The sequence below is a fragment of the Candidatus Bandiella numerosa genome (assembly GCF_021811875.1).
GTDB lineage: Bacteria > Pseudomonadota > Alphaproteobacteria > Rickettsiales > Midichloriaceae > Aquirickettsia > Aquirickettsia numerosa_A.
The window spans coordinates 1-20,370 of record NZ_JAJBJD010000001.1 but is presented as its reverse complement, the minus strand read 5'-3'; the positions used below and the strand labels follow the sequence as shown (position 1 = coordinate 20,370).

At 32.6% G+C, this 20,370-nt stretch carries 16 protein-coding genes and 1 tRNA gene; 2 read left to right on the top strand and 15 right to left on the bottom strand.

Annotation, left to right across the window (positions count from 1 at the left end):
- Positions 1-312: 312 nt before the first annotated feature.
- Genes L8D11_RS00085 through L8D11_RS00065 form a run of 5 tightly spaced genes read right to left on the bottom strand, consistent with a single transcriptional unit; the run spans position 313 to position 6,282 of the window.
- Positions 313-843, bottom strand: coding sequence for a hypothetical protein (locus L8D11_RS00085; protein ID WP_236869641.1), 531 nt, complete (start codon positions 841-843; stop codon positions 313-315).
- Positions 844-899: 56 nt separating this feature from the next.
- The gene (tyrS, locus tag L8D11_RS00080; RefSeq protein ID WP_236869640.1) at positions 900-2,132 is read right to left on the bottom strand and encodes a tyrosine--tRNA ligase; all 1,233 of its coding nucleotides are present in this window, start codon (positions 2,130-2,132) and stop codon (positions 900-902) included.
- A gap of 7 nt (positions 2,133-2,139) precedes the next feature.
- Positions 2,140-3,381, bottom strand: a complete 1,242-nt coding sequence (locus L8D11_RS00075; RefSeq protein WP_236869639.1) for a lipoprotein-releasing ABC transporter permease subunit — start codon at positions 3,379-3,381, stop codon at positions 2,140-2,142.
- 12 nt (positions 3,382-3,393) lie between these two features.
- The gene (nhaA, locus tag L8D11_RS00070; protein ID WP_236869638.1) at positions 3,394-4,560 is read right to left on the bottom strand and encodes a Na+/H+ antiporter NhaA; all 1,167 of its coding nucleotides are present in this window, start codon (positions 4,558-4,560) and stop codon (positions 3,394-3,396) included.
- An 18-nt stretch (positions 4,561-4,578) separates the two neighbouring features.
- On the bottom strand, positions 4,579-6,282 hold the full coding sequence (locus L8D11_RS00065; RefSeq protein ID WP_236869637.1) for a cation:proton antiporter domain-containing protein: 1,704 nt from the start codon (positions 6,280-6,282) through the stop codon (positions 4,579-4,581).
- Positions 6,283-6,364: 82 nt separating this feature from the next.
- Here L8D11_RS00065 and L8D11_RS00060 point away from each other — a divergent pair, with 82 nt between their 5' ends.
- Both L8D11_RS00060 and recR read left to right on the top strand, forming a co-directional pair.
- Positions 6,365-7,084: an SDR family oxidoreductase gene (locus tag L8D11_RS00060; RefSeq protein WP_236869636.1), complete on the top strand. Its 720-nt coding sequence runs from the start codon at positions 6,365-6,367 to the stop codon at positions 7,082-7,084.
- Positions 7,085-7,093: 9 nt separating this feature from the next.
- Positions 7,094-7,684, top strand: a complete 591-nt coding sequence (gene recR, locus L8D11_RS00055; RefSeq protein ID WP_236869635.1) for a recombination mediator RecR — start codon at positions 7,094-7,096, stop codon at positions 7,682-7,684.
- A 9-nt stretch (positions 7,685-7,693) separates the two neighbouring features.
- Here recR and L8D11_RS00050 read toward each other — a convergent pair whose 3' ends face one another.
- From L8D11_RS00050 to secE, 10 genes are all read right to left on the bottom strand, one after another.
- A complete protein-coding gene (locus tag L8D11_RS00050; RefSeq protein ID WP_236869634.1) occupies positions 7,694-8,788 on the bottom strand; it encodes an LptF/LptG family permease in 1,095 nt (364 codons plus the stop codon).
- Positions 8,789-8,803: 15 nt separating this feature from the next.
- Positions 8,804-8,880, bottom strand: a tRNA-Arg gene (locus L8D11_RS00045).
- Positions 8,881-8,944: 64 nt separating this feature from the next.
- Positions 8,945-13,054 (bottom strand): DNA-directed RNA polymerase subunit beta', encoded by a 4,110-nt coding sequence (gene rpoC / locus L8D11_RS00040; RefSeq protein WP_236869633.1) that lies wholly within the window; start codon positions 13,052-13,054, stop codon positions 8,945-8,947.
- A 38-nt stretch (positions 13,055-13,092) separates the two neighbouring features.
- Complete coding sequence (rpoB, locus tag L8D11_RS00035; protein WP_236869632.1) at positions 13,093-17,199, bottom strand: DNA-directed RNA polymerase subunit beta; 4,107 nt, start codon at positions 17,197-17,199, stop codon at positions 13,093-13,095.
- A gap of 59 nt (positions 17,200-17,258) precedes the next feature.
- Positions 17,259-17,636: a 50S ribosomal protein L7/L12 gene (rplL, locus tag L8D11_RS00030; protein ID WP_236869631.1), complete on the bottom strand. Its 378-nt coding sequence runs from the start codon at positions 17,634-17,636 to the stop codon at positions 17,259-17,261.
- Positions 17,637-17,654: 18 nt separating this feature from the next.
- On the bottom strand, positions 17,655-18,164 hold the full coding sequence (gene rplJ / locus L8D11_RS00025; RefSeq protein WP_236869630.1) for a 50S ribosomal protein L10: 510 nt from the start codon (positions 18,162-18,164) through the stop codon (positions 17,655-17,657).
- 50 nt (positions 18,165-18,214) lie between these two features.
- Entirely contained in the window at positions 18,215-18,913 is a 699-nt protein-coding gene (rplA, locus tag L8D11_RS00020) for a 50S ribosomal protein L1 (RefSeq protein WP_236869629.1), read from the bottom strand.
- A 19-nt stretch (positions 18,914-18,932) separates the two neighbouring features.
- Positions 18,933-19,358, bottom strand: coding sequence for a 50S ribosomal protein L11 (gene rplK / locus L8D11_RS00015; RefSeq protein ID WP_236869628.1), 426 nt, complete (start codon positions 19,356-19,358; stop codon positions 18,933-18,935).
- 34 nt (positions 19,359-19,392) lie between these two features.
- On the bottom strand, positions 19,393-19,926 hold the full coding sequence (nusG, locus tag L8D11_RS00010; RefSeq protein ID WP_236869627.1) for a transcription termination/antitermination protein NusG: 534 nt from the start codon (positions 19,924-19,926) through the stop codon (positions 19,393-19,395).
- A gap of 2 nt (positions 19,927-19,928) precedes the next feature.
- Complete coding sequence (gene secE, locus L8D11_RS00005) at positions 19,929-20,126, bottom strand: preprotein translocase subunit SecE (protein ID WP_236869626.1); 198 nt, start codon at positions 20,124-20,126, stop codon at positions 19,929-19,931.
- Positions 20,127-20,370 lie beyond the last annotated feature (244 nt).

The window sequence follows — 20,370 nt, the reverse complement described above, 5'->3', positions numbered from 1 at the left end:
GCGAAAACAAAAAATGCAGTGGACCCGAGAGAATGCACACAATGTTTTGCAGATTAAAGCGACTATGTCCTCTAATGAGTGGAATCTTTATGAAGCAAATATTGACAATGAGTTGATTCTAAAAGTTGCTTAACGCTATCTAATATTTATGCTTCCGTAAGACCATCGTATTATACTTGGCAATAACTTCTTTATAGTTAGATGTTTGCCTAGTGGTAATAGGCGCACAACTTGCAAACATCAAAAGCAACTATAGCTAAAAGCTTATTTTTGAATGACATTTTGCTCACAAAATTTATGTCCTACTTATTATTACTGAGCAGGAATAACTCTCGTGCGATTATCTGAGAAAACCACATAAACTTTTTGTCCTTTTTGTAATGGATCTTTTTCAGATTGCACCACCGTTAACATACCATTAACCCTTGCAGTAGCAATAACATTTCTTAAAGCAACATTCCCTTCATAATAATTATCCTTAACATGAGAGATATCAACTTTAACAACATACTCTAAGCCTTTACTGGTACTAAGTGAATCTTGCATAGCTGCTCCAACCAAACCACCTAAAACTGCACCACCTACTCTTCCAGAGCCCCCACCTATTCCACTTCCAGCTACCCCACCAACTAAGGCACCAGTTACAAGGCCAGTTGTATTACCTTGTAATCTATCAGAATCCTTAACTGTCACAGGACGAACCGAAACAATTTGTCCCTCAAGAGTAAAGTTTGTTGTTGAATCACTAACATACATGCTATTTGATAAATCCCTAGCACAGCCAGACATAAAAATTACAACAAAAAGCGCTATAAAAACTTTCGAAAAGGTATTTTTACTCATATTAATTGACTCTATCATTTTCTGCAAGACTAAAACTTTCCACAATTTTAGTCAAGTTAAAATTGCACTAACATGTGTTTTTTCTTTCCGGTTGAAAGCTTCATTTTATTATCATTAAAATCACTTTGTTGAATCATGTAATTAATATCGTTTATAATGGCATTATTAATCCTAACGCCATTTCCTTGGATTAATTTTCTTGCAGCACCGTTAGATTCACATAAACCAGATGAAACTAACAGCTTAAACAAAGGAAAACCACCACTTATATCATTCAAAGTAATGTTAAATTTTGGTAAATTATCACCAATACTATTATCTTCAAAAGTTTTTTGAGATGTTATTTTTGCATTGATAGATGCCTCAATTCCATGACATAATTTCGTTGCTTCATCTGCTAGGATAATTTTAGTATTATTTATTTCTTTTCCAGTTAATTTTGAGAGCTTATCAATTTCGTCCAGTGGCAGCTCAGTAAATAACTTTAAAAATTTTACCACATCTGCATCCTCAGTGTTTCTCCAAAATTGCCAATATTCATACGAAGACAGCATATCGTCGTTTAACCAAACTGCACCACTTTCGGTTTTTCCCATTTTTGCACCACTATTAGTCGTAAGGAGTGGTGACGTAAGCCCAAAAACTTCATCACCTAGCTTTTTTCTAATTAACTCAACGCCATTTATAATATTGCCCCACTGATCAGAGCCTCCCATCTGTAATATGCACTCCTGTTCCTTGTATAAATGATAAAAATCAAAGGCCTGAAGAAGCATATAATTAAATTCTAAAAAGCTTAGTGATTGCTCTCTATCCAGCCTCATCTTGACACTTTCAAAATTTATCATCCTATTGATTGAAAAATGCTTACCAAAATCTCTTAAAAATTCTAAATATTGCAGTTCGCTCAACCATTCATCATTGTCTAAAATAATGGCTTTATTCTCTGAATCAAAATTCAAAAATTGGTTGAATACTTTTTTTAATGATTTTTTATTTTCTTCTATATCATTATACCCTAGCATCTTTCTTGCTTCATCCTTACCAGATGGATCTCCGATTTTCGTTGTGCCACCACCAAGTAGAATAATGGGTTGGTGCCCAAATTTTTGTAGCCATCTTAGCATCATAATTTGAATTAAACTTCCTACGTGTAATGATTTTGCAGTGCAATCAAAGCCTATATATGCTTTTATTTTATTACCAGAGACTTTTTTCTCTAGTTCTTCTAAATTTGTTGCCTGGTATATAAAGCCTCTATTTTGTAATGTGCTAATGAAATTGGACATATCTTATTTATTCATATCTTAAAGCTTCTGCAGGTAGCATTTTTGCAGCTTTCCAGGCAGGATATATTGTTGCAACTAGTGATAATAACATTGATATGACAATTATGCTAATAATTTCGGCCACATCTGGTTCTGATGGTAATGAAGTTAAAAAATAAATCATAGGGTCAAACAAAGTAGCACCTGTTGTTGATTCTAATATTTGTTTAATGCGCTCAATGTTAATGACAAATAGAATGCCAAGTATAGAACCAGACATAATACCAACGAAGCCTAAGAAAGCACCAGCCAGAACAAATATCTTTATTATAGAGCTACGAGATGCACCAATTGCCCTAAGTATAGCTATACTTTTATATTTTTCCTTAACTAACATTGCAAGCCCAGAAATGATATTAAATGCCGCTATCATAATTATAAGTACCAGAATCAGAAACATTGTATTTCGCTCAACTCTCAAGGCATTGATTAATGATTGATTAGCAAGCCCCCAATCAGTAATCAATATATCTTGGTCTGGAATATCTTTTATAATAGCTCTTTTCACTTTTTCAATATTTTTTACATTATCCAATATAATCTCAATTTCCGTAATAGATTTATTAGCATTAAACAACAATTGCGCAGTATCGATTGGTATAAAAACAGTACTTGCGTTATATTCATACATCCCTACATCAAATATTCCAGAAATATAAAAAGTTTTAATTTTAGGGATTGCTCCAAGTATTGTGGTATCAAATTTCGGCACTATCAATCTCATTTTATCACCTAGATGTAAACCTAAATTTTTAGCTAGTGCGTTGCCGATATAAATTTCATTTTTATCAAATTTAGATTGCTCATTTTTTACAATAAAAGCATGCTGCATAATGGGTTTTTTATTTAATGAATCAAAATTCATTCCTCTAACTAATACACCTGTGGAATTTTTATTACTCTCAGCTAGGGCCTGTCCCGTTATCAATGGCGCAACATATTCAACGTTTTCTATATTTTCGATATAACCTATAAGTTTATTATAATTTGAAATTTTTTGATCATATTTACTTACAGTTATATGGCCATTAATTCCTAGTATTTTTTTAACTAGCTCCACTTCATATCCATTCATCACCGACATAACAATTATTAACGTCATCACACCAAGAGCAATGCCAATAGTCGCCAAATAACTTACTAAGGAAATAAATTTATTATTGTAGCCGATATATCTTTTGGCAATTTTCCATTCAAAATTCTTAATCATCAGATACACCCATCACTCCTTAAAAATTTTCATTAGCACTACCACCGCTATTGTTGAAATCAACGATCCTAGTATTATACCTATCTTTGCTAATTCCAAGTATATTAAATTATTTTCAAAAGCAATTAATGCAATAAATAGGCTCATTGTAAATCCTATACCACAAAGCACTGATATGTAATAATAATGTTTCATTTGTACGTTTTCTGGCAATATAATAATCTTTAAAGCTTTTAAAATATGTACCGCCAATGAAATTCCAAATGTCTTACCTACCAGTAATCCCAATACAATTCCCATAACAACCGAATGATGCAAAGAAGCTAAATTAATTGAGCCAAAACAAATGCCGCTATTAGAAAATGCAAACAAAGGCAAAATTAAATACTCAACATATGGAGCTAATACTTTCTCAAGCCTTTTTAGTGGAAAGTTATTATTTGATACTTTTACTGGAATAAACATGCCGAGTATAACGCCAGAAATTGTAGAGTGAATTCCAGATTTAAAAAAGAAATACCACATGAATATTCCAATTATTAAGTAAGGTTCCAGCGCAGAAATTTTTGCCCTATTTAGTAAATACAGAAGTAAGCAACATAGAGTAATTGGAATAAAATAACTTAGATATAAAGTACCACTATAAAATAAGGCTATTATAATAACCGCGATTAAGTCGTCAATTATGGCAAGTGCTGTCAGGAATACTCTCAGGGCAAGTGGTAATTTTCTGCCAAAAACTGCAAAAACACCAAGTGCGAAAGCTATGTCTGTTGCTGCTGGGATTGCCCAGGCTTGCATGGCAATTTCATCATGGTAATTGAAAGCTATATAAATCAACACCGGAAATATCACTCCAAAACAAGCTGCCACAATTGGTAAGATTCTTTGAGATTTACTTTTTAAATGACCATCAATCATCTCTCTCTTAATCTCCATTCCAACCACCAAAAAGAAGAGCGCCATAAGAAATTCATTTATCCATGCGTGAATTGATAGTGAAAAAGAACTCGATCCTAGTGATATTTGAAAATTCTGCTCAATAAAGCGATGATATAAAGAGGCAAATTTTGTGTTGGCAATAATGATAGCCAGCACCGTGCAACTGAAAAGCAAAAGACCTTTACTAAAGGCTTGATGGCATAACAATGCAAAATTTACCAATCTCTGTGGAATCATTTAGCTATCAAAATTAAGTTAGCACTTAAATAATTCATTTTCCTCTATTTTTGAATAATTATTCTTTCTTATTTCCTCTTTTATAGCAAGAATATTATGCTTTACAGAATCTAAATTTTCCAGAGCAACCCCTCCTAACTGTAGACCAACTTCAATTCTTTCTGGAATTGCACTTTCCGCTCCTAATTTTCTTATATCTTTACTATGCTTATAATCTTCTGCTCTTGAAATTATTCTAACGTCTTTGTAGTCTACAGTTACTTTTTTAGTAGTTTTTCTCAGTGTCACTCTATCACTCATAGTTAAAATCATTGCCTTAGCTCTTTTTATACCCAACGCCTGCAAAGTGTTAGTGTCACTTACTTCACCTTGAAACACAGGAAACCCCTGCTGTTTAGCTTTTTTAACAATTCTGGCATTACTTTCTACTGCTATGTAATTCATTTGTTCTCTATTGAGCATATAAGCTACTATTCTACCTACTCTTCCAAATCCAGCAATTATTACATGATCACTTAAATCACTAATTCCCTTAAATTCCTGGTTACTGTCAAGTTCTTCTTCTAAATCGAGTCTATCTTCAATTTTAGAGCCTACCATTGCAAGTAAAGGTGTTATCCCCATTGACACAGCTACCGCCATTAGCATAAACTCAGACGTTTTGGAATCAATGATACCCTTGCTAGCAGCTAGATTAAACAATATAAATGCAAATTCACTACCCTGAGATAATAATAAAGCTGAATGAATTGTAGCGCCCCACCTCAATCTAAATAATTTACAAAGAATGAATATTATTGTTGCTTTGATAAGTATTAAGGCAAATGCAGCGAGTAACACAGCCTTATATTTTTCTTTTATAAATTCCACATCTATTGACATACCAACACTTAAAAAAAATAGTCCCAAAAATAACCCTTGAAATGGATGTATACTATCTTCTATTTGATTTCTGTATTCTGTTTCAGCTATTAATATGCCTGCTATAAATGCACCCATTGCAGATGATAAGCCTAGCATACTTGTGATATGAGCAGCCCCTAAAACAATTAATAATGCTGTAGTCACGTATACTTCATCAGTTTTTACGGATGCAACTAATGAGAAAAATGGCCTTAAAAATAATCTTCCAAATATGGTTATCATAGCTATAACCCCTAGTGCTTTTAACCCAGATATGCCTATTACTTGCATAATATGCTCATTTTTATCTGCAAGTAATGGCATAACTGCAAGCAACGGTACTACTGCTAAATCTTGCATAAGCAGTACTGATAATGATAGCCTTCCGACTTGGCTCGATTGCCTACCTGCTTCAGAAATAACCTGCAATACTATTGCAGTAGAAGACAATGCTAAGGCACCTCCAATTACTACAGATATTGATGTCGAAAAATTAAAAAATTTATGCAATACAAACGCTATTGCAGACGATGTCAGGATAACTTGAAGACCTCCAAAACCAAAAACATGGAGTCGCATTTTTATAAGCCTATCAAATGAAAGTTCTAGACCGATTATAAACAAAAGAAATACAATTCCAAATTCCGCTAAGGAATGTGCATATTCTGGCTCCTTTATTAATCCATATGCATTGATTATTGCACCAGCAACTAGATATCCTAATACTGGACTAGTTTTGAGCTTGTGTAACAAAACTACCACTACAATCGACGATGCTAAAAGAATCAAAACGCTTGGTAAAAAATCTACTTCATTCATTAAAATGTTTAATAATTTAAATTTTCATTATACAATATAAAGTTTATGTAAACATGTTAGCATTAACTTAACATATAAGCAATTGCCTTACGCACTAATCACAGGATCAGCCAAAAGAATTGGAAGAAATATAGCAATTTTTTTAGCAAAGAACGGCTGGGATATTATAATTCACTATAACAGCTCATATAATGAAGCTTTTAAATTGCAAGAATCCATAATTTTATTAGGAAGAAAATGCATTTTATACCAAAATGATTTTTCTAAAAATCAAGTTCATAATTTATTTAAGCAAGGACTTTCTATAGGATTAATTATCAATAATGCATCAATTTTTGAAATGGATTCTTTACATGACTTAAATCAAGAAAATTTTATTACCACAATGAAAATTAATTTCATAGCTCCATCATTAATTATTAAAACAATTTTAGATACGAATATCTTCGATAATCAGATTAATATTATAAATATACTAGATAGCATTATTTATAAATTGCCTAAAAATTTTACTTCATACTATTTTAGTAAACGGATGCTTGCTGATTTCACAAGGTTATCAGCAAAAATCTACGCTCCTAAGGCTAGAGTTAATGGCATAGCACTTGGACAAATAATGAAAAATTACAACCAAAGTGAGGAAAATTTTCAAAAAACTTTCTGTAATAACCCTCTTGGTCATAGTGGTACTATTGAAGAAATTTGCAATACAATTCATTTTATAGTAGAAAATAAATCTGTTACTGGCCAAATTATATCATTAGATGGTGGTGCTCATTTAGACAATGTCAATTATCCTTAATTCAGCAAAATGCAAATAAATTCTTTAGAACAATTAATAAAGACTTTTTCTAAATTGCCTGGCTTGGGACCTAAATCAGCTAAAAGAATTGCCTTACATTTAATTCAAAATAAAGAAAATATGCTGAAATTTTCACAGCTTTTGGAAAACGCATTCGCAGAAATTCAAACTTGCAATATTTGTTTTAACATTGATGTCTCAAACCCATGTGAAATTTGTTTAAGCAATAAAAGAGATAAAACTACTTTATGTGTAGTTGAAAATATATCAGATTTATGGGCAATTGAAAAAAGTAAAATTTATTATGGAATGTACCATGTTTTAGGTGGAACATTATCTGCTATCGAGGGTGTAGGGCCTAAAAATTTAAATTTCAATAATTTTCAAATAAGAGTCGATAATCATCAAATAAAGGAGGTAATTATTGCGACAAATTCGACACTTGAGGGACAAACAACAGCCCACTATATTGCAAAATTATTAGAAAATATGGATCTCAAAATATCAAGATTGGCAAATGGTATACCTATTGGAACAGAGTTAGATTATATTGATGAGGGAACACTGGCTTTAGCTCTAAGACTCAGGCATAAATTTTAAATTTCCTCACTAATCAGCGCTAATTTTTTTTTTATTATTCTCATATAATTTATAATATAAAATCAAGGGTAGTATAATATTAAACATATATACAACAAGATAGTATTTATAACTGATTAGATTAAATATATAAAATGACAAATTAAAGCCTATAATCAATATTACTGAAAAAAAAGTATAAAAACTCAATTTAAAATTTTGCATTCTATTTTCTTCTCTTCGTGTTAAAAAATATAGAGCACTAATAGTAATTGATATTGAGGTTAACGGCCATATCAATCTAAAATTACCTTGGGCCCTGAATTTTTCCAGCCTGTTATTAGGAATGTTATTGGAAAAGAGCAATTCAGGGACAGTAAGTTCATAACTATCATCAATTAACTTGCCATTAGATTTTTCCCCTTGATCTAAATCCACAGTAAATTCAGAGAATTTAATCATAGAGTATCTTTGTTTATTATTCTGAAATTCCAACTTCGTTCCATCATAAAGGATGAGTTTATAAACTGCTTTATCATAATAAAATTTTCCAGAGCTAGCTATAAAGGTGATATCCTTATCTGTGTTCTTAGAATTATTAACTAATATATTTTTGAGCAAGTTATCCCCTTCTTTTTTTTCAATAAATATTGTTAACCCTGCTATCTTTGATATAAAAGTATTAAATTGTAGGAGGTTTACAATTGAATTTTGGTTAATGCTAAATTTTAAATTCTTAAATTTATTGGAACTAATGGGCAATATATAAAATGAAATTAATAGGTGGATAATTACAACCAAAACAGAAAATTTCATAAACGGTTTAACTACATTAATTCTAGTTATGCCCAATGAGTATAAAGCTATTATTTCACTGTCGTATAAAAATTTTTTATATACATATAATACAGTAAAAAGTAAGGATACCGGCAATATAATAAATAGCAATAATGGAATGAGGCATATTGTCAGACTAATAAAATCTAATATTCTTGCTCCTTGACTCAATATAATTTCTAAATATCTAATTGATTGAACTATCCATGCTATTCCACAAATAGCAAAAGTTATTAACAAAAATGGAAAAAATAAATTTTTATATATATTTTTTTCGTAAAGAAACATATCAAAATGTTCAAATGGTGTGTCCTGGAGGATTCGAACCTCCGACCCACAGCTTAGAAGGCTGTTGCTCTGTCCAGCTGAGCTAAGGACACATTTATACGTAAATTAGTTACAATATCGCAAAAAGTCAACAAGGAAAGATTTTTCACTCCAAAATTAATTTGTGCTAACGTCGTTGTATTTTTTCTTTAATCTATTCATATAAAATCCAGTACCTGCAGGAATTAATCTGCCAACTATTACATTTTCTTTTAATCCAATTAAATGATCTGATTTAGCAGAAACTGCAGCCTCAGTTAACACTTTTATAGTTTCTTGGAATGATGCAGCAGATAAGAAAGAATTAGTTTGCAATGAGGATTTTGTTATTCCTTGTAAAATTCCTACAGCCTGAGCAGGTGCGTATTTCTCTTTTTTAGCTTTTTTATTAATTTGCTCAAAATACTCGTTATCTACTTGTTCTCCAGCAATAAATGTTGTTTCACCTGGATCTGTTATTTCCACTTTTTTAAGCATTTGTTTTAATATCACTTCAATATGCTTATTATTAATTCTTACGCCTTGTAATTTATAAACCTGCTGCACTTCATCAATCATATAATTTGCGAATTCCTCTTTCCCAAGAATACGCAATATATCATGGGGTGATGGATCACCATCAAGTAGCATCTCACCTTTCAACACGTAATCACCTTCATTTACAGATATATGCTTACCCCTAGGAATAAAATATTCTGTTTTAACTTCACCATCTTTCGATCTGACTATTAATCGTCTCTTAAATTTATAGTCCTGTCCATACTCAACATAACCATCTATCTCACTTAATACCGCCACTTCCTTAGGTTGACGAGCTTCAAATAACTCTACCACCCTTGGTAAACCACCGGTAATATCTCTACTTTTTGACGATTCCTTCGGCATTTTTGCCAATATATCACCAACCTCAACTTTTTGATTATCATAAACACTTATGCTTGCATTAACAGGTAAGAAATATCTTGCTTCTGAACCGTTACTCAATTTTATAGTATTTCCTTCACTGTCTTTGATAACAATTCTTGGTCGTAAACTTGAGGTTTTGGAACCTTGCTTAGCATCTATTACAACCTTATTAGTAATTCCCGTTATGTCATCTTGAAACTCTTTTACAGATACAGAATCCTGTAGATCTACAAATGAAACGTATCCAGTAACCTCTGTCATAATAGGAAGAGTAAATGGATCCCATTCTGCTATTTTATCACCTGCCCTTACTTTATCCATATCATCAAATAATACTCTAGCACCGTAAGGCACTTTGCACCTGAATTTCTCATCCTTTTTGCCATGAAGTATTACAAGCTCACAATTTCTACTCATGTTAATTTTAGTTCCAGTACTGTTCTGAATAATAGTAGAATTTTCAAATTTTATTGAGCCAGAATAGGAAGTAATAATATCAGACTTACTCGCAATTTTTTGCGCAGCTCCACCAATGTGGAATGTTCTCATAGTTAACTGGGTACCAGGTTCTCCTATAGACTGTGCAGCAATTACTCCAATAGCTTCTCCTAAATTAACTATTTGTCCTCTCGCTAAATCTCTTCCATAACAGCTACTACAAACCCCATTTTTAGTTTCGCATGTTAATACGGATCTAATTTTTAGAGCCCCTATATTATTTTGCTCAATAACAGACATTACACTCTCATCAATTAACTTGCCTTTTTTAACTAAAATTGAGCTCTTTTCTGGCGCATATAAATCTTCCGCTAATACTCTACCTAGCGCAAGTTCTCTTAAAGGTATAATCACCTCTCCATTCTCTATTCTTTCTCTCACTAAAATAGAATGCTTCGTCCCGCAATCATCTTCGATTACAATACAATCTTGAGCAACATCTACCAATTTTCTAGTTAAATAACCAGAATTCGCAGTTTTCAGCGCTGTATCTGCAAGACCCTTTCTTGCACCGTGAGTAGAAATAAAGTACTCTAATTCATTCAATCCTTCTTTAAAATTAGATATAATTGGGGTCTCGATAATTTCACCTGAAGGCTTAGTCATCAATCCTCTCATTCCAGCTAATTGTCTCATTTGAGCTGGTGACCCTCTAGCTCCGGAATCAGACATAATATATATGCTGTTTAAAGATTCAAAAGTATTATATTTATTACTTGGATCATTAGGATCAAATAATTTTTTCATCATATCTGACGCTATTACATCAGTACATCTAGTCCATTCATCTATAGCTTTGTTGTATCTTTCGCCAGACGTAATTAGACCATCAGAATATTGCTCCTCATACTCTCTAATCTTCTTAAGTGAGTTATTAATATGAAAACTTTTACTTTCTGGCACAACAATATCGTCTTTACCAATTGATATACCTGATTGACAAGCATATTTAAAACCTAAACCCATTAAATGATCGGCAAATATCACAGTTTTTTTCTGTCCACAACTTCTGTAAACAACATCTATTAAGTTTGATATTTCCTTTTTGGTCATGATTTTATTAACATGCTCATAGCCAATTTGAGATTCCTTAGGTAATAACTCAGTAATAAACAATCTACCAGGAGTAATATCTATTATCACGGAGTCCCTTCCCTCATTTTCAGAATTTAATTTGACTCTAAATCTAATTTTTGCGTGAATGGATAATTTCCCAGCGTCCACAGCATGCTCTACTTCACTTAAATTTCCGAAGCACATGCCTTCACCTTTTTGATTTTCAAATTGCAACGATAAATAGTAAATACCTAAAACTATATCTTGCGTCGGAACGATTACAGGTTCTCCATTCGCAGATCCTAAAATATTATTAGTAGACATCATTAATACTCTTGACTCCAACTGCGCCTCTATTGAAAGCGGAACATGAACAGCCATTTGGTCACCATCAAAGTCAGCGTTAAAGGCCGCACAAACTAAAGGATGTAATTGAATTGCTTTTCCCTCAATGAGTATTGGCTCAAAAGCCTGTATGCCCAATCTGTGAAGAGTTGGCGCTCTATTCAAAAATACTGGATGCTCTTTAATAACTTCATCCAAAATATCCCAAACCTCAGGTCTTTCTTCTTCAACTATTTTTTTCGCTGCCTTAATTGTTGTAGAAATTCCATAAAGCTCTAATTTTGAATATATAAACGGCTTCATCAATTCTAAAGCCATTCTTTTTGGTAATCCACATTGATGAAGCTTTAAATCAGCTCCAACTACGATTACAGATCTACCTGAATAATCAACCCTTTTTCCTAATAAATTCTGTCTGAATCTACCATGTTTACCCTTAAGCATATCTGCTAGTGACTTAAGAGGTCTCTTATTTGATGCTTTGATTACTTTGCTTTTTCTACTATTATCAAATAGTGCATCAACAGATTCCTGAAGCATTCTTTTTTCATTGCGAATAATAATATCTGGCGCTTTAAGTTCTAGCAACCTGCTTAATCTGTTGTTTCTGTTAAGCACCCTTCTGTATAATTCATTCAAATCTGATGTGGCAAATCTACCTCCATCAAGCATAACTAAAGGCCTTAAATCTGGAGGTATTACCGGCAAAACCTCTAAAACCATCCACTCAAGTTTGTTCCCAGATTCTAAAAAATTTTCAACTAATTTCAGCCTCTTAACTATTTTTTTTCTGGTTGTTTCTGAGTTCGTTTTTGACAATTCAATTCTTAATTTCGCTTTTTCTTCTTTTAAATTAATGCTTTTTAGCATCTTTTTTATAACCTCAGCGCCTATGCCAGCTTCAAAACTATCCTCTCCATAATGCTCTATTGCCTTATAATAATCCTCTTCTGAAATTAATTGACCATACTCATAATTAGTAACACCAGGATCACTTATAACATACGCGTCATAATAAAGAACTTTTTCTATTTTTTTTAAACTGATATCAAGTAATGTACATATTCTAGATGGTAACGATCTTAAAAACCAAATATGCACTATAGGGGTTGCTAACTCAATATGCCCCATTCTCTCTCTTCTAACCTTTGATGTAGTTACTTCAACACCACATTTTTCACAAACGGTGCCTCTGTATTTCATTCTTTTATATTTACCACACAGGCACTCATAATCTTTAACTGGTCCAAAAATTCTTGAACAAAACAATCCTCCATTTTCTGGTTTTATAGTCCTGTAATTCACAGTATCCGGCCTTTTAACTTCCCCATAAGACCATGATCTAATTTGATCAGGGCTTGCTATAGATATTTTAATAGCGTCAAAATCTTTATTAGTTTGGGAGTTTAAGTAATTAAACACAGATTATTACCTCTATAAATATTTTAAATTGTTACTAATTATTCTTTTTCTATTATTTCCATATTCAGACCTAATGATCTAATCTCTTTTATCATAACTTTAAACGATTCTGGCAATCCAACTTCGAATGAATTCTCTCCTCTAATAATCGCTTCATAAGCCTTGATTCTACCTGACACATCATCTGATTTGACCGTTAAAATTTCTTGCAATGTGTAAGCAGCTCCATATGCTTGTAGCGCCCAACATTCCATTTCACCAAATCTTTGACCACCAAAATGCGATTTACCTCCAAGCGGTTGCTGAGTAACTAAGCTATATGGCCCAATTGACCTTGCATGAATTTTATTATCAACCAGGTGATCAAGTTTCATCATATATATGTAACCTACAGTTACTTTTCTATCAAAATACTCTCCTGTTCTACCATCTCTTAATTTAACTTGCCCAGATTTTTCTAGTCCTGCTTTTTCTAAAATATTATTTATTTCACTTTCCTTAGCACCATCAAAAACTGGAGTTGCAAATTTTACGCCTTTTGAAATATCTTGAGCCAAATCTAATAAATCATCACCTTTCAGTTCATCAATGTAACTTTTAACTTTCTTACTATTTTTTTGCTGAATATCATAAATTTCTTTTATCTTATTTCTTAGCTCTAGCTCATTTGATGCTTGATAATCCTTTAAACTTTTCTCCAAAATTGATGAAACTTTCTTACCTAAAGCAACAGAGGCCCAGCCTAGATGTGTTTCTAGAATTTGCCCTATGTTCATCCTTGATGGCACACCAAGTGGATTTAATACTATATCTACAGGTTGACCATCTTCTAAAAACGGCATTTCCTCAATTGGAACTATTTTTGATACAACGCCCTTATTTCCATGTCTACCAGCCATTTTATCACCAGGTTGCACTTTCAATTTATTTGCTACATAAATCTTTACAATTTTCAACACACCTTGCGGCAAATCATCACCACTTTGTAATTTTTCAACTCTATGTTTGTACTCTTTTTCAAGCTTTTTCAAATAGTTGTCGTAAAATTCTTCTAATTTTTTAACTTCATTTTTAACTTCCTGATCTTCAATCTCTAATGATAATAAATCTTTATTAGCTAAATTATCAAAAAATTCATCGTCAATAATTACATTACTTCCAGCTTTAATTTTGATTTTTTTACCTAACAAAATCGCCTTTACTCTGCTAAATACATAATCTTCGATAATTTTAATTTCATCATCTTTATCTTTAGAAAATTTTTCAATCTCATTTCTTTCAATTGAAATAGCCCTTTCATCTTTTTGTACTCCTCGCTTAGTAAATATTTTAACATCAACTACCACTCCCTTTTCACCAGGAGGAACTCTCAGCGATGAATTTCTTACGTCCGCAGCTTTTTCACCAAAAATTGCTCTTAATAGCTTTTCTTCTGGAGTTAATGGCGATTCAGTCTTTGGTGTAACCTTACCAACTAGTATATCACCAGGATTTACTTCTGCTCCAATATTTACTATTCCAGTTTCATCAAGCTGATTTAGATTTTCTTCATTTAAATTAGGTATATCTCTAGTAATTTCCTCAGGTCCTAATCTTGTATCCCTCGCTACTACTTCATATTCATTTATATGAACTGATGTATAAACATCCTCTTTTATTAAACGTTCAGATAATAAAATAGAATCTTCAAAATTATAGCCGTTCCATGGCATAAATGCTACTAAGATATTCTTCCCTAATGCCAACTCTCCCATATCAGTGGAAGCTCCATCCGCAAGAATATCTCCAGCCCTAACAAATTCACCAACTTTTACAATTGGCCTTTGATTTATACACGTACCCTGATTTGACTTATAATGCTTAATTAAAGTATATATATCTACTCCTGATATATCACTTTCTTGAGTATCTTTTACCTTTATAACAATCCTTTTGGAATCTACTTGATCTATAATTCCACTTCTTTTAGCTAAAATTACTGTTCCAGAATCACAAGCTACCACCTTTTCCATTCCAGTCCCAATAAAAGGCGCTTCATTTTTAATTAATGGAACTGCTTGCCTTTGCATGTTTGACCCCATCAAAGCCCTATTTGCATCATCGTTTTCTAAAAATGGAATTAACGACGCAGCAACTGAAACTAATTGTTGTGGCGAAACATCTATTAAGTCAACTTCACCCCTAGAAACACTTACTACCTCACCTTTTTTATGACATACAACCACCTCATCCACTATCCTTCCTTCTTCATCCAATGCTATACTCGATTTTGCGATATAATATCTCTCTTCTTCAATTGCAGTCAGTTGAATAATTTCTTCAGTAATATACCCATCTTTAACTTTGCGATAAGGACTTTCTATAAATCCATATTTGTCAATATCTGCATAAGTTGCCAATGAACTTATCAAACCTATGTTTTGACCCTCAGGAGTTTCAATAGGACATATCCTACTATAATGGGTTGCGTGCACGTCCCGCACTTCAAACCCAGCTCTTTCTCTAGTTAAACCTCCAGGCCCAAGAGCTGATAGTCTTCTTTTATGTGTAATTTCAGCTAATGGATTCGTTTGATCCATAAATTGTGAAAGTTGCGAAATACCAAAAAATTCCCTGATATAACTCATCAGTGTTTTTGAATTTACTAAATCATGAGGCATAATATTATCTACTTCCACAGATGACATTCTGTCAAGAATAGATTTTTGCATTTTCACAAGCCCCATGCGAAATTGATTCTCTACCAACTCACCAACAGATCTAACCCTTCTATTTGCAAGACTATCAATATCATCTACACCACCATTACCACATTTTAACTGTAACAAATGCTTAACAACAACAACTATATCATCTTTGGTAAGAGCAGTATTATCACTAGAAATATTTAAATCATGTTTTTTGTTAATCTTCATTCTTCCAACTGGTGAAAGATCATATTTCTCATTATCGAAAAACATATTTTCAAAAAGTTGCTTAGCAACCTCTGGCGTAGATGGCTCACCCGGTCTTAACACCTTATATATATCTGCCAATGCCTGATCTTCATCTTTATTTTTATCCAACACTATCGTGTCTCTCATAAAACTACCTGCATCAACATTATTGATATCAAGAGTATATATCTCATTAATCCCTAAAGCCTTAACATCATCAATAACCCCTTGCGTTACCTCTTGAGTAGACTCATGCAATACCTCTCCAGTTTTAGGATTAACTATATCTTTGGCCAAAAATTTTCTTTTTATCTCATCTTCACTTGCAACATAATTTCTCTTTACTTTATTTTCCTCAAAAGTTTTTAATAACCTTGGGGTTACTCTAATCCCCTTTTCAAAAATAATATCACCTGTATCAGCATCTACTACATTTTCCTCTATCTTCATTCCTCTAAATTTTCCAAGATCTAATTCAGTTACAAGACAACCTTTTTTCCACTCATACTTTACAAATTTATAAAATTCTTCAAGAAGCTTATCCTTACTATATCCTATCGCTCTGAGTAATGTTGAAACATGAATTTTTCTTTTTCCATCTATTCTAAAGTATAGTATATCTTTAGTATCAAATTCAAAATCAATCCAAGAACCCCTATACGGTATAATTCTAGCAGAATAAATATACTTCCCAGAACTGGAATTTTTCCCTTCATCATGAGTGTAAAAAACGCCGGGAGAACGATGCAATTGCGAAACTATAACCCTTTGAGCTCCGTTAATAATAAATGTACCTTTGTCAGTCATTAATGGGATATCACCCATATACACTTCCTGCTCTTTTATTCCCTTTATTTCCTTTGTTTCTAAATCTGAATCACAATCCCACAATATTAAACGCAAACTTACTCTAAGAGGAGATGCATAATTAACACCCCTTTGTATACATTCTTCCGGAGTGTATTTAGGCTCACCCAAATCGTAGTTTATGTATTCAAGCTTTGCCTCACCCTCTACATCGCCTACCTGAAAGACTGATTGCAAAACTTCTTCTAAACCTTGTTTTTGGCGATCTTTCCGAGGTACATCTAATTGTAAAAATTCTTCGTAAGATTGTTTTTGTACTTTTATTAAATTTGGTATACTAACATTGCTTGAAATTTTTCCAAAACTATACCTTATACGCTTCTTAGAAAGATATGAAGACACTCTTTTACCTACGATAATTCATTAAGAAAATTAGTAACAATAAATAGCTAAATCAGCAATTACTTTAAGCTTATTTTCGCTCCAGCAGCCTCTAATTTACCCTTTAGTTCTTCAGCTTCACTTTTAGGGACAGCCAATTTAATTGGCTTTGGAGCAGATTCAACAAGCTCTTTTGCTTCTTTCAATCCAAGACCCGTAATTGCCTTAACTTCTTTAATAACATTAATTTTCTTATCTCCAGCAGACTCTAAAATAATATCATATTCCGATTTTTCTTCCGGTGCTTTAGGCCCAGATTCTCCTTGCGTAACTACAGCAGCCATTACAGGCGCGGATGCACTAACACCCCAAGCATCTTCTAGCATCTTAGCTAGATCAGCCGCCTCCATTACCGTTAATTTTGATAATTGATCAACTATTTTATCAAGTTCAGCCATTTTAGTCTCCTATAAATTTTATTGTTTTTCAGCATAAGATTTTATAACTCTAGCTAATTTTGCATTTGGCTCACTCAGAACTCGTGCAACTTTACTTGCAGCAGCATTAACTAAACCCACAATCTTCGCTCTAATTTCATTTTGAGTAAGCATTTTAGATAAAGACACAACTTCATTTTTATTAAGTCGCCTATCTAAAATTGCACCACCTATAATTTTAATTTTATCATTATCATTGCATAACTTTACTAACAATTTAGAAGTAGATACCGGATCATCCGAATAAGCAACAACAACTGGCCCATTAAAAAATTCCTGAGCATTAGAAAATTTCGTATCATTTAGAGCTATCTTTGCTAGACTATTCTTGGTGACCATAAATTTCGAATCAATCTTCTTGAACTGCGATCTTATAGATTTCGAATCTAACACAGATAATCCTGAATTTTTTACTAAAAATATCGCTTCATAATCATTAAATAATTTTGAATAACTCGCGACCAACTTTTCTTTACTAATTCTATCCACTTTTGATACTTTAATTATGTTACTCTACTATTACAACATGGCTGATGAGCCTAAACCACAAATGACTTTAAGTCAAGCTTTATTGATGGGCCATGAGTTGTAGATAAAAATAAATCTCTCATATACATTCCTTTTGATTTTGCTGGTTTCGCTGATAAAACAGCGCTGTATAATTCCATAATATTTTCTTTTATTTTTTTCTGTTCAAATCCTAATTTTGCTATACCAGCATGAATAATTCCACTTTTATCTACTCTAAATTCCACTTGACCTTTCTTAATATTCTGCACTGTGGATTTAATATCATCCGAAACCGTCCCAAGCTTAGGATTCGGCATAAGTCCTTTTGGCCCAAGCAATTTACCGATCGCACTTACTTTTGGCATCATACCAGGGGTAGATACGCATACATCAAAATCAAAAAAACCACCTTTAATTTTTTCGATTAAATCCTCACTACCAACCTCTTCAGCTCCAGAACTTTGCGCCTCTTTAATTCTAGATGACTCAATTATAACGACAACCTTCTTCTCTTTACCAAGTCCATGAGGCATAGCCACAGCACCTCTAACCATTTGATCAGATTGCTTAGCATCAACACCTAATTTCATAATGAATTCAATAGTTTCGTCAAATTTCGCACTATGCTTTTCTGAATAATCTTTTAAAAAGAATGATATAGCTTCATCCAAACTATAATTTTTACTTTTATCTATTAACTTCTTTGCATTTTCAATTCTTTTCCCCATGTGCTTTACCTATAAATATTTAATCAACTATATTAACTCCCATTGAACGAGCAGTACCTTCAACCGCCTTTGTGGCCAAACCTAATTCATCTAACCCCATATCAGCAAATTTCATTTCAGCAATCTTTAAAACATCTTCCTTTTTAAGCTTACCAGCACTCTCTCTCCCTGGTGTTGACGAACCTTTTTGCAATCCAGCATACTTTTTTATTAAATCTGAAACAGGAGGAGACTTTATCACAAAGGAAAAACTTCTATCTACATACGCAGTTATAATAACCGGCAACTTCATACTTGGATCTTCATTTTTAGTCTTTTCGTTAAACTGCTTACAAAATTCAGCAATATTCAAACCTTTTTGCCCCAGCGCTGGTCCAATTGGTGGCGCAGGATTTGCCTTACCAGCCAAAATTTGCAACTTTATTTCTCCAATAACTTTTTTCACTTTTATTACCTTATTTATATATATTTATATATATTTATATATTTTTCTCAACTTGATCAAAATGCAAATCCACAGGGGTCTCTCTACCAAAAATGGAAACTAAAACTTTTAAACGTTGCTTTTCATCCTCTACTTCTTCAATAATACCATTAAATGTCTCAAAAACACCATTAATAATTTTAACGTTTTCACCAACCTCAAAAGTCTTTTTCATCTCTTTGATTACCTTACCTTCTTCAACTTGCATCAAAACCCTTTTAACTTCAAACTCTGGTATAGCTAACGGCGTATTACTCCCACCCAAAAGCTTTCCAACATACTGAGTATTTTTTACTATATTCCAGGTAAGATCATTCAATTCCATATTAACCATTATATACCCAGGAAAAATCTTTTTTTCTGCATTAACCTTTTTCCCTTTTTTTATTTCAACTGTATTTTCTATAGGAACGACAAAATCTTTAAAAGCATCCGCTACTTGCTTTTTAAACGCATTTTCTTTGATTAAATCAATAACCTTTTTTTCATACCCAGACAGGACATTAATTATATACCATTTGGCAACCAAAACTATCCTCCTAATGTTAATACATAATTAATAGATTTATATATCGCTCCATCAATCATCAAAAAAAACAGTGATGAGATTATAACCGCAATAAACACTAATAACGAAGACATCATTGTATCTTTCATTACAGGCCATGAAATCCTATATGCTTCAGACCTAACCTCTGTAATAAAATTTAGTAATTTACTTGTTTTCACTTAATGCAGTCTAATTTAAAACTATGGTAACAAATCATATTCAAGTTACTTCCAAAGTCAAGCTTTTAATCCAAGGGTTTTATGGTAAGGAAGCATAAATATTAGATAGCGTTAAGTAACTTTTAGAATCAACTCATTGTCAATATTTGCTTCATAAAGATTCCACTCATTAGAGGACATAGTCGCTTTAATCTGCAAAACATTGTGTGCATTCTCTCGGGTCCACTGCATTTTTTGTTTTCGC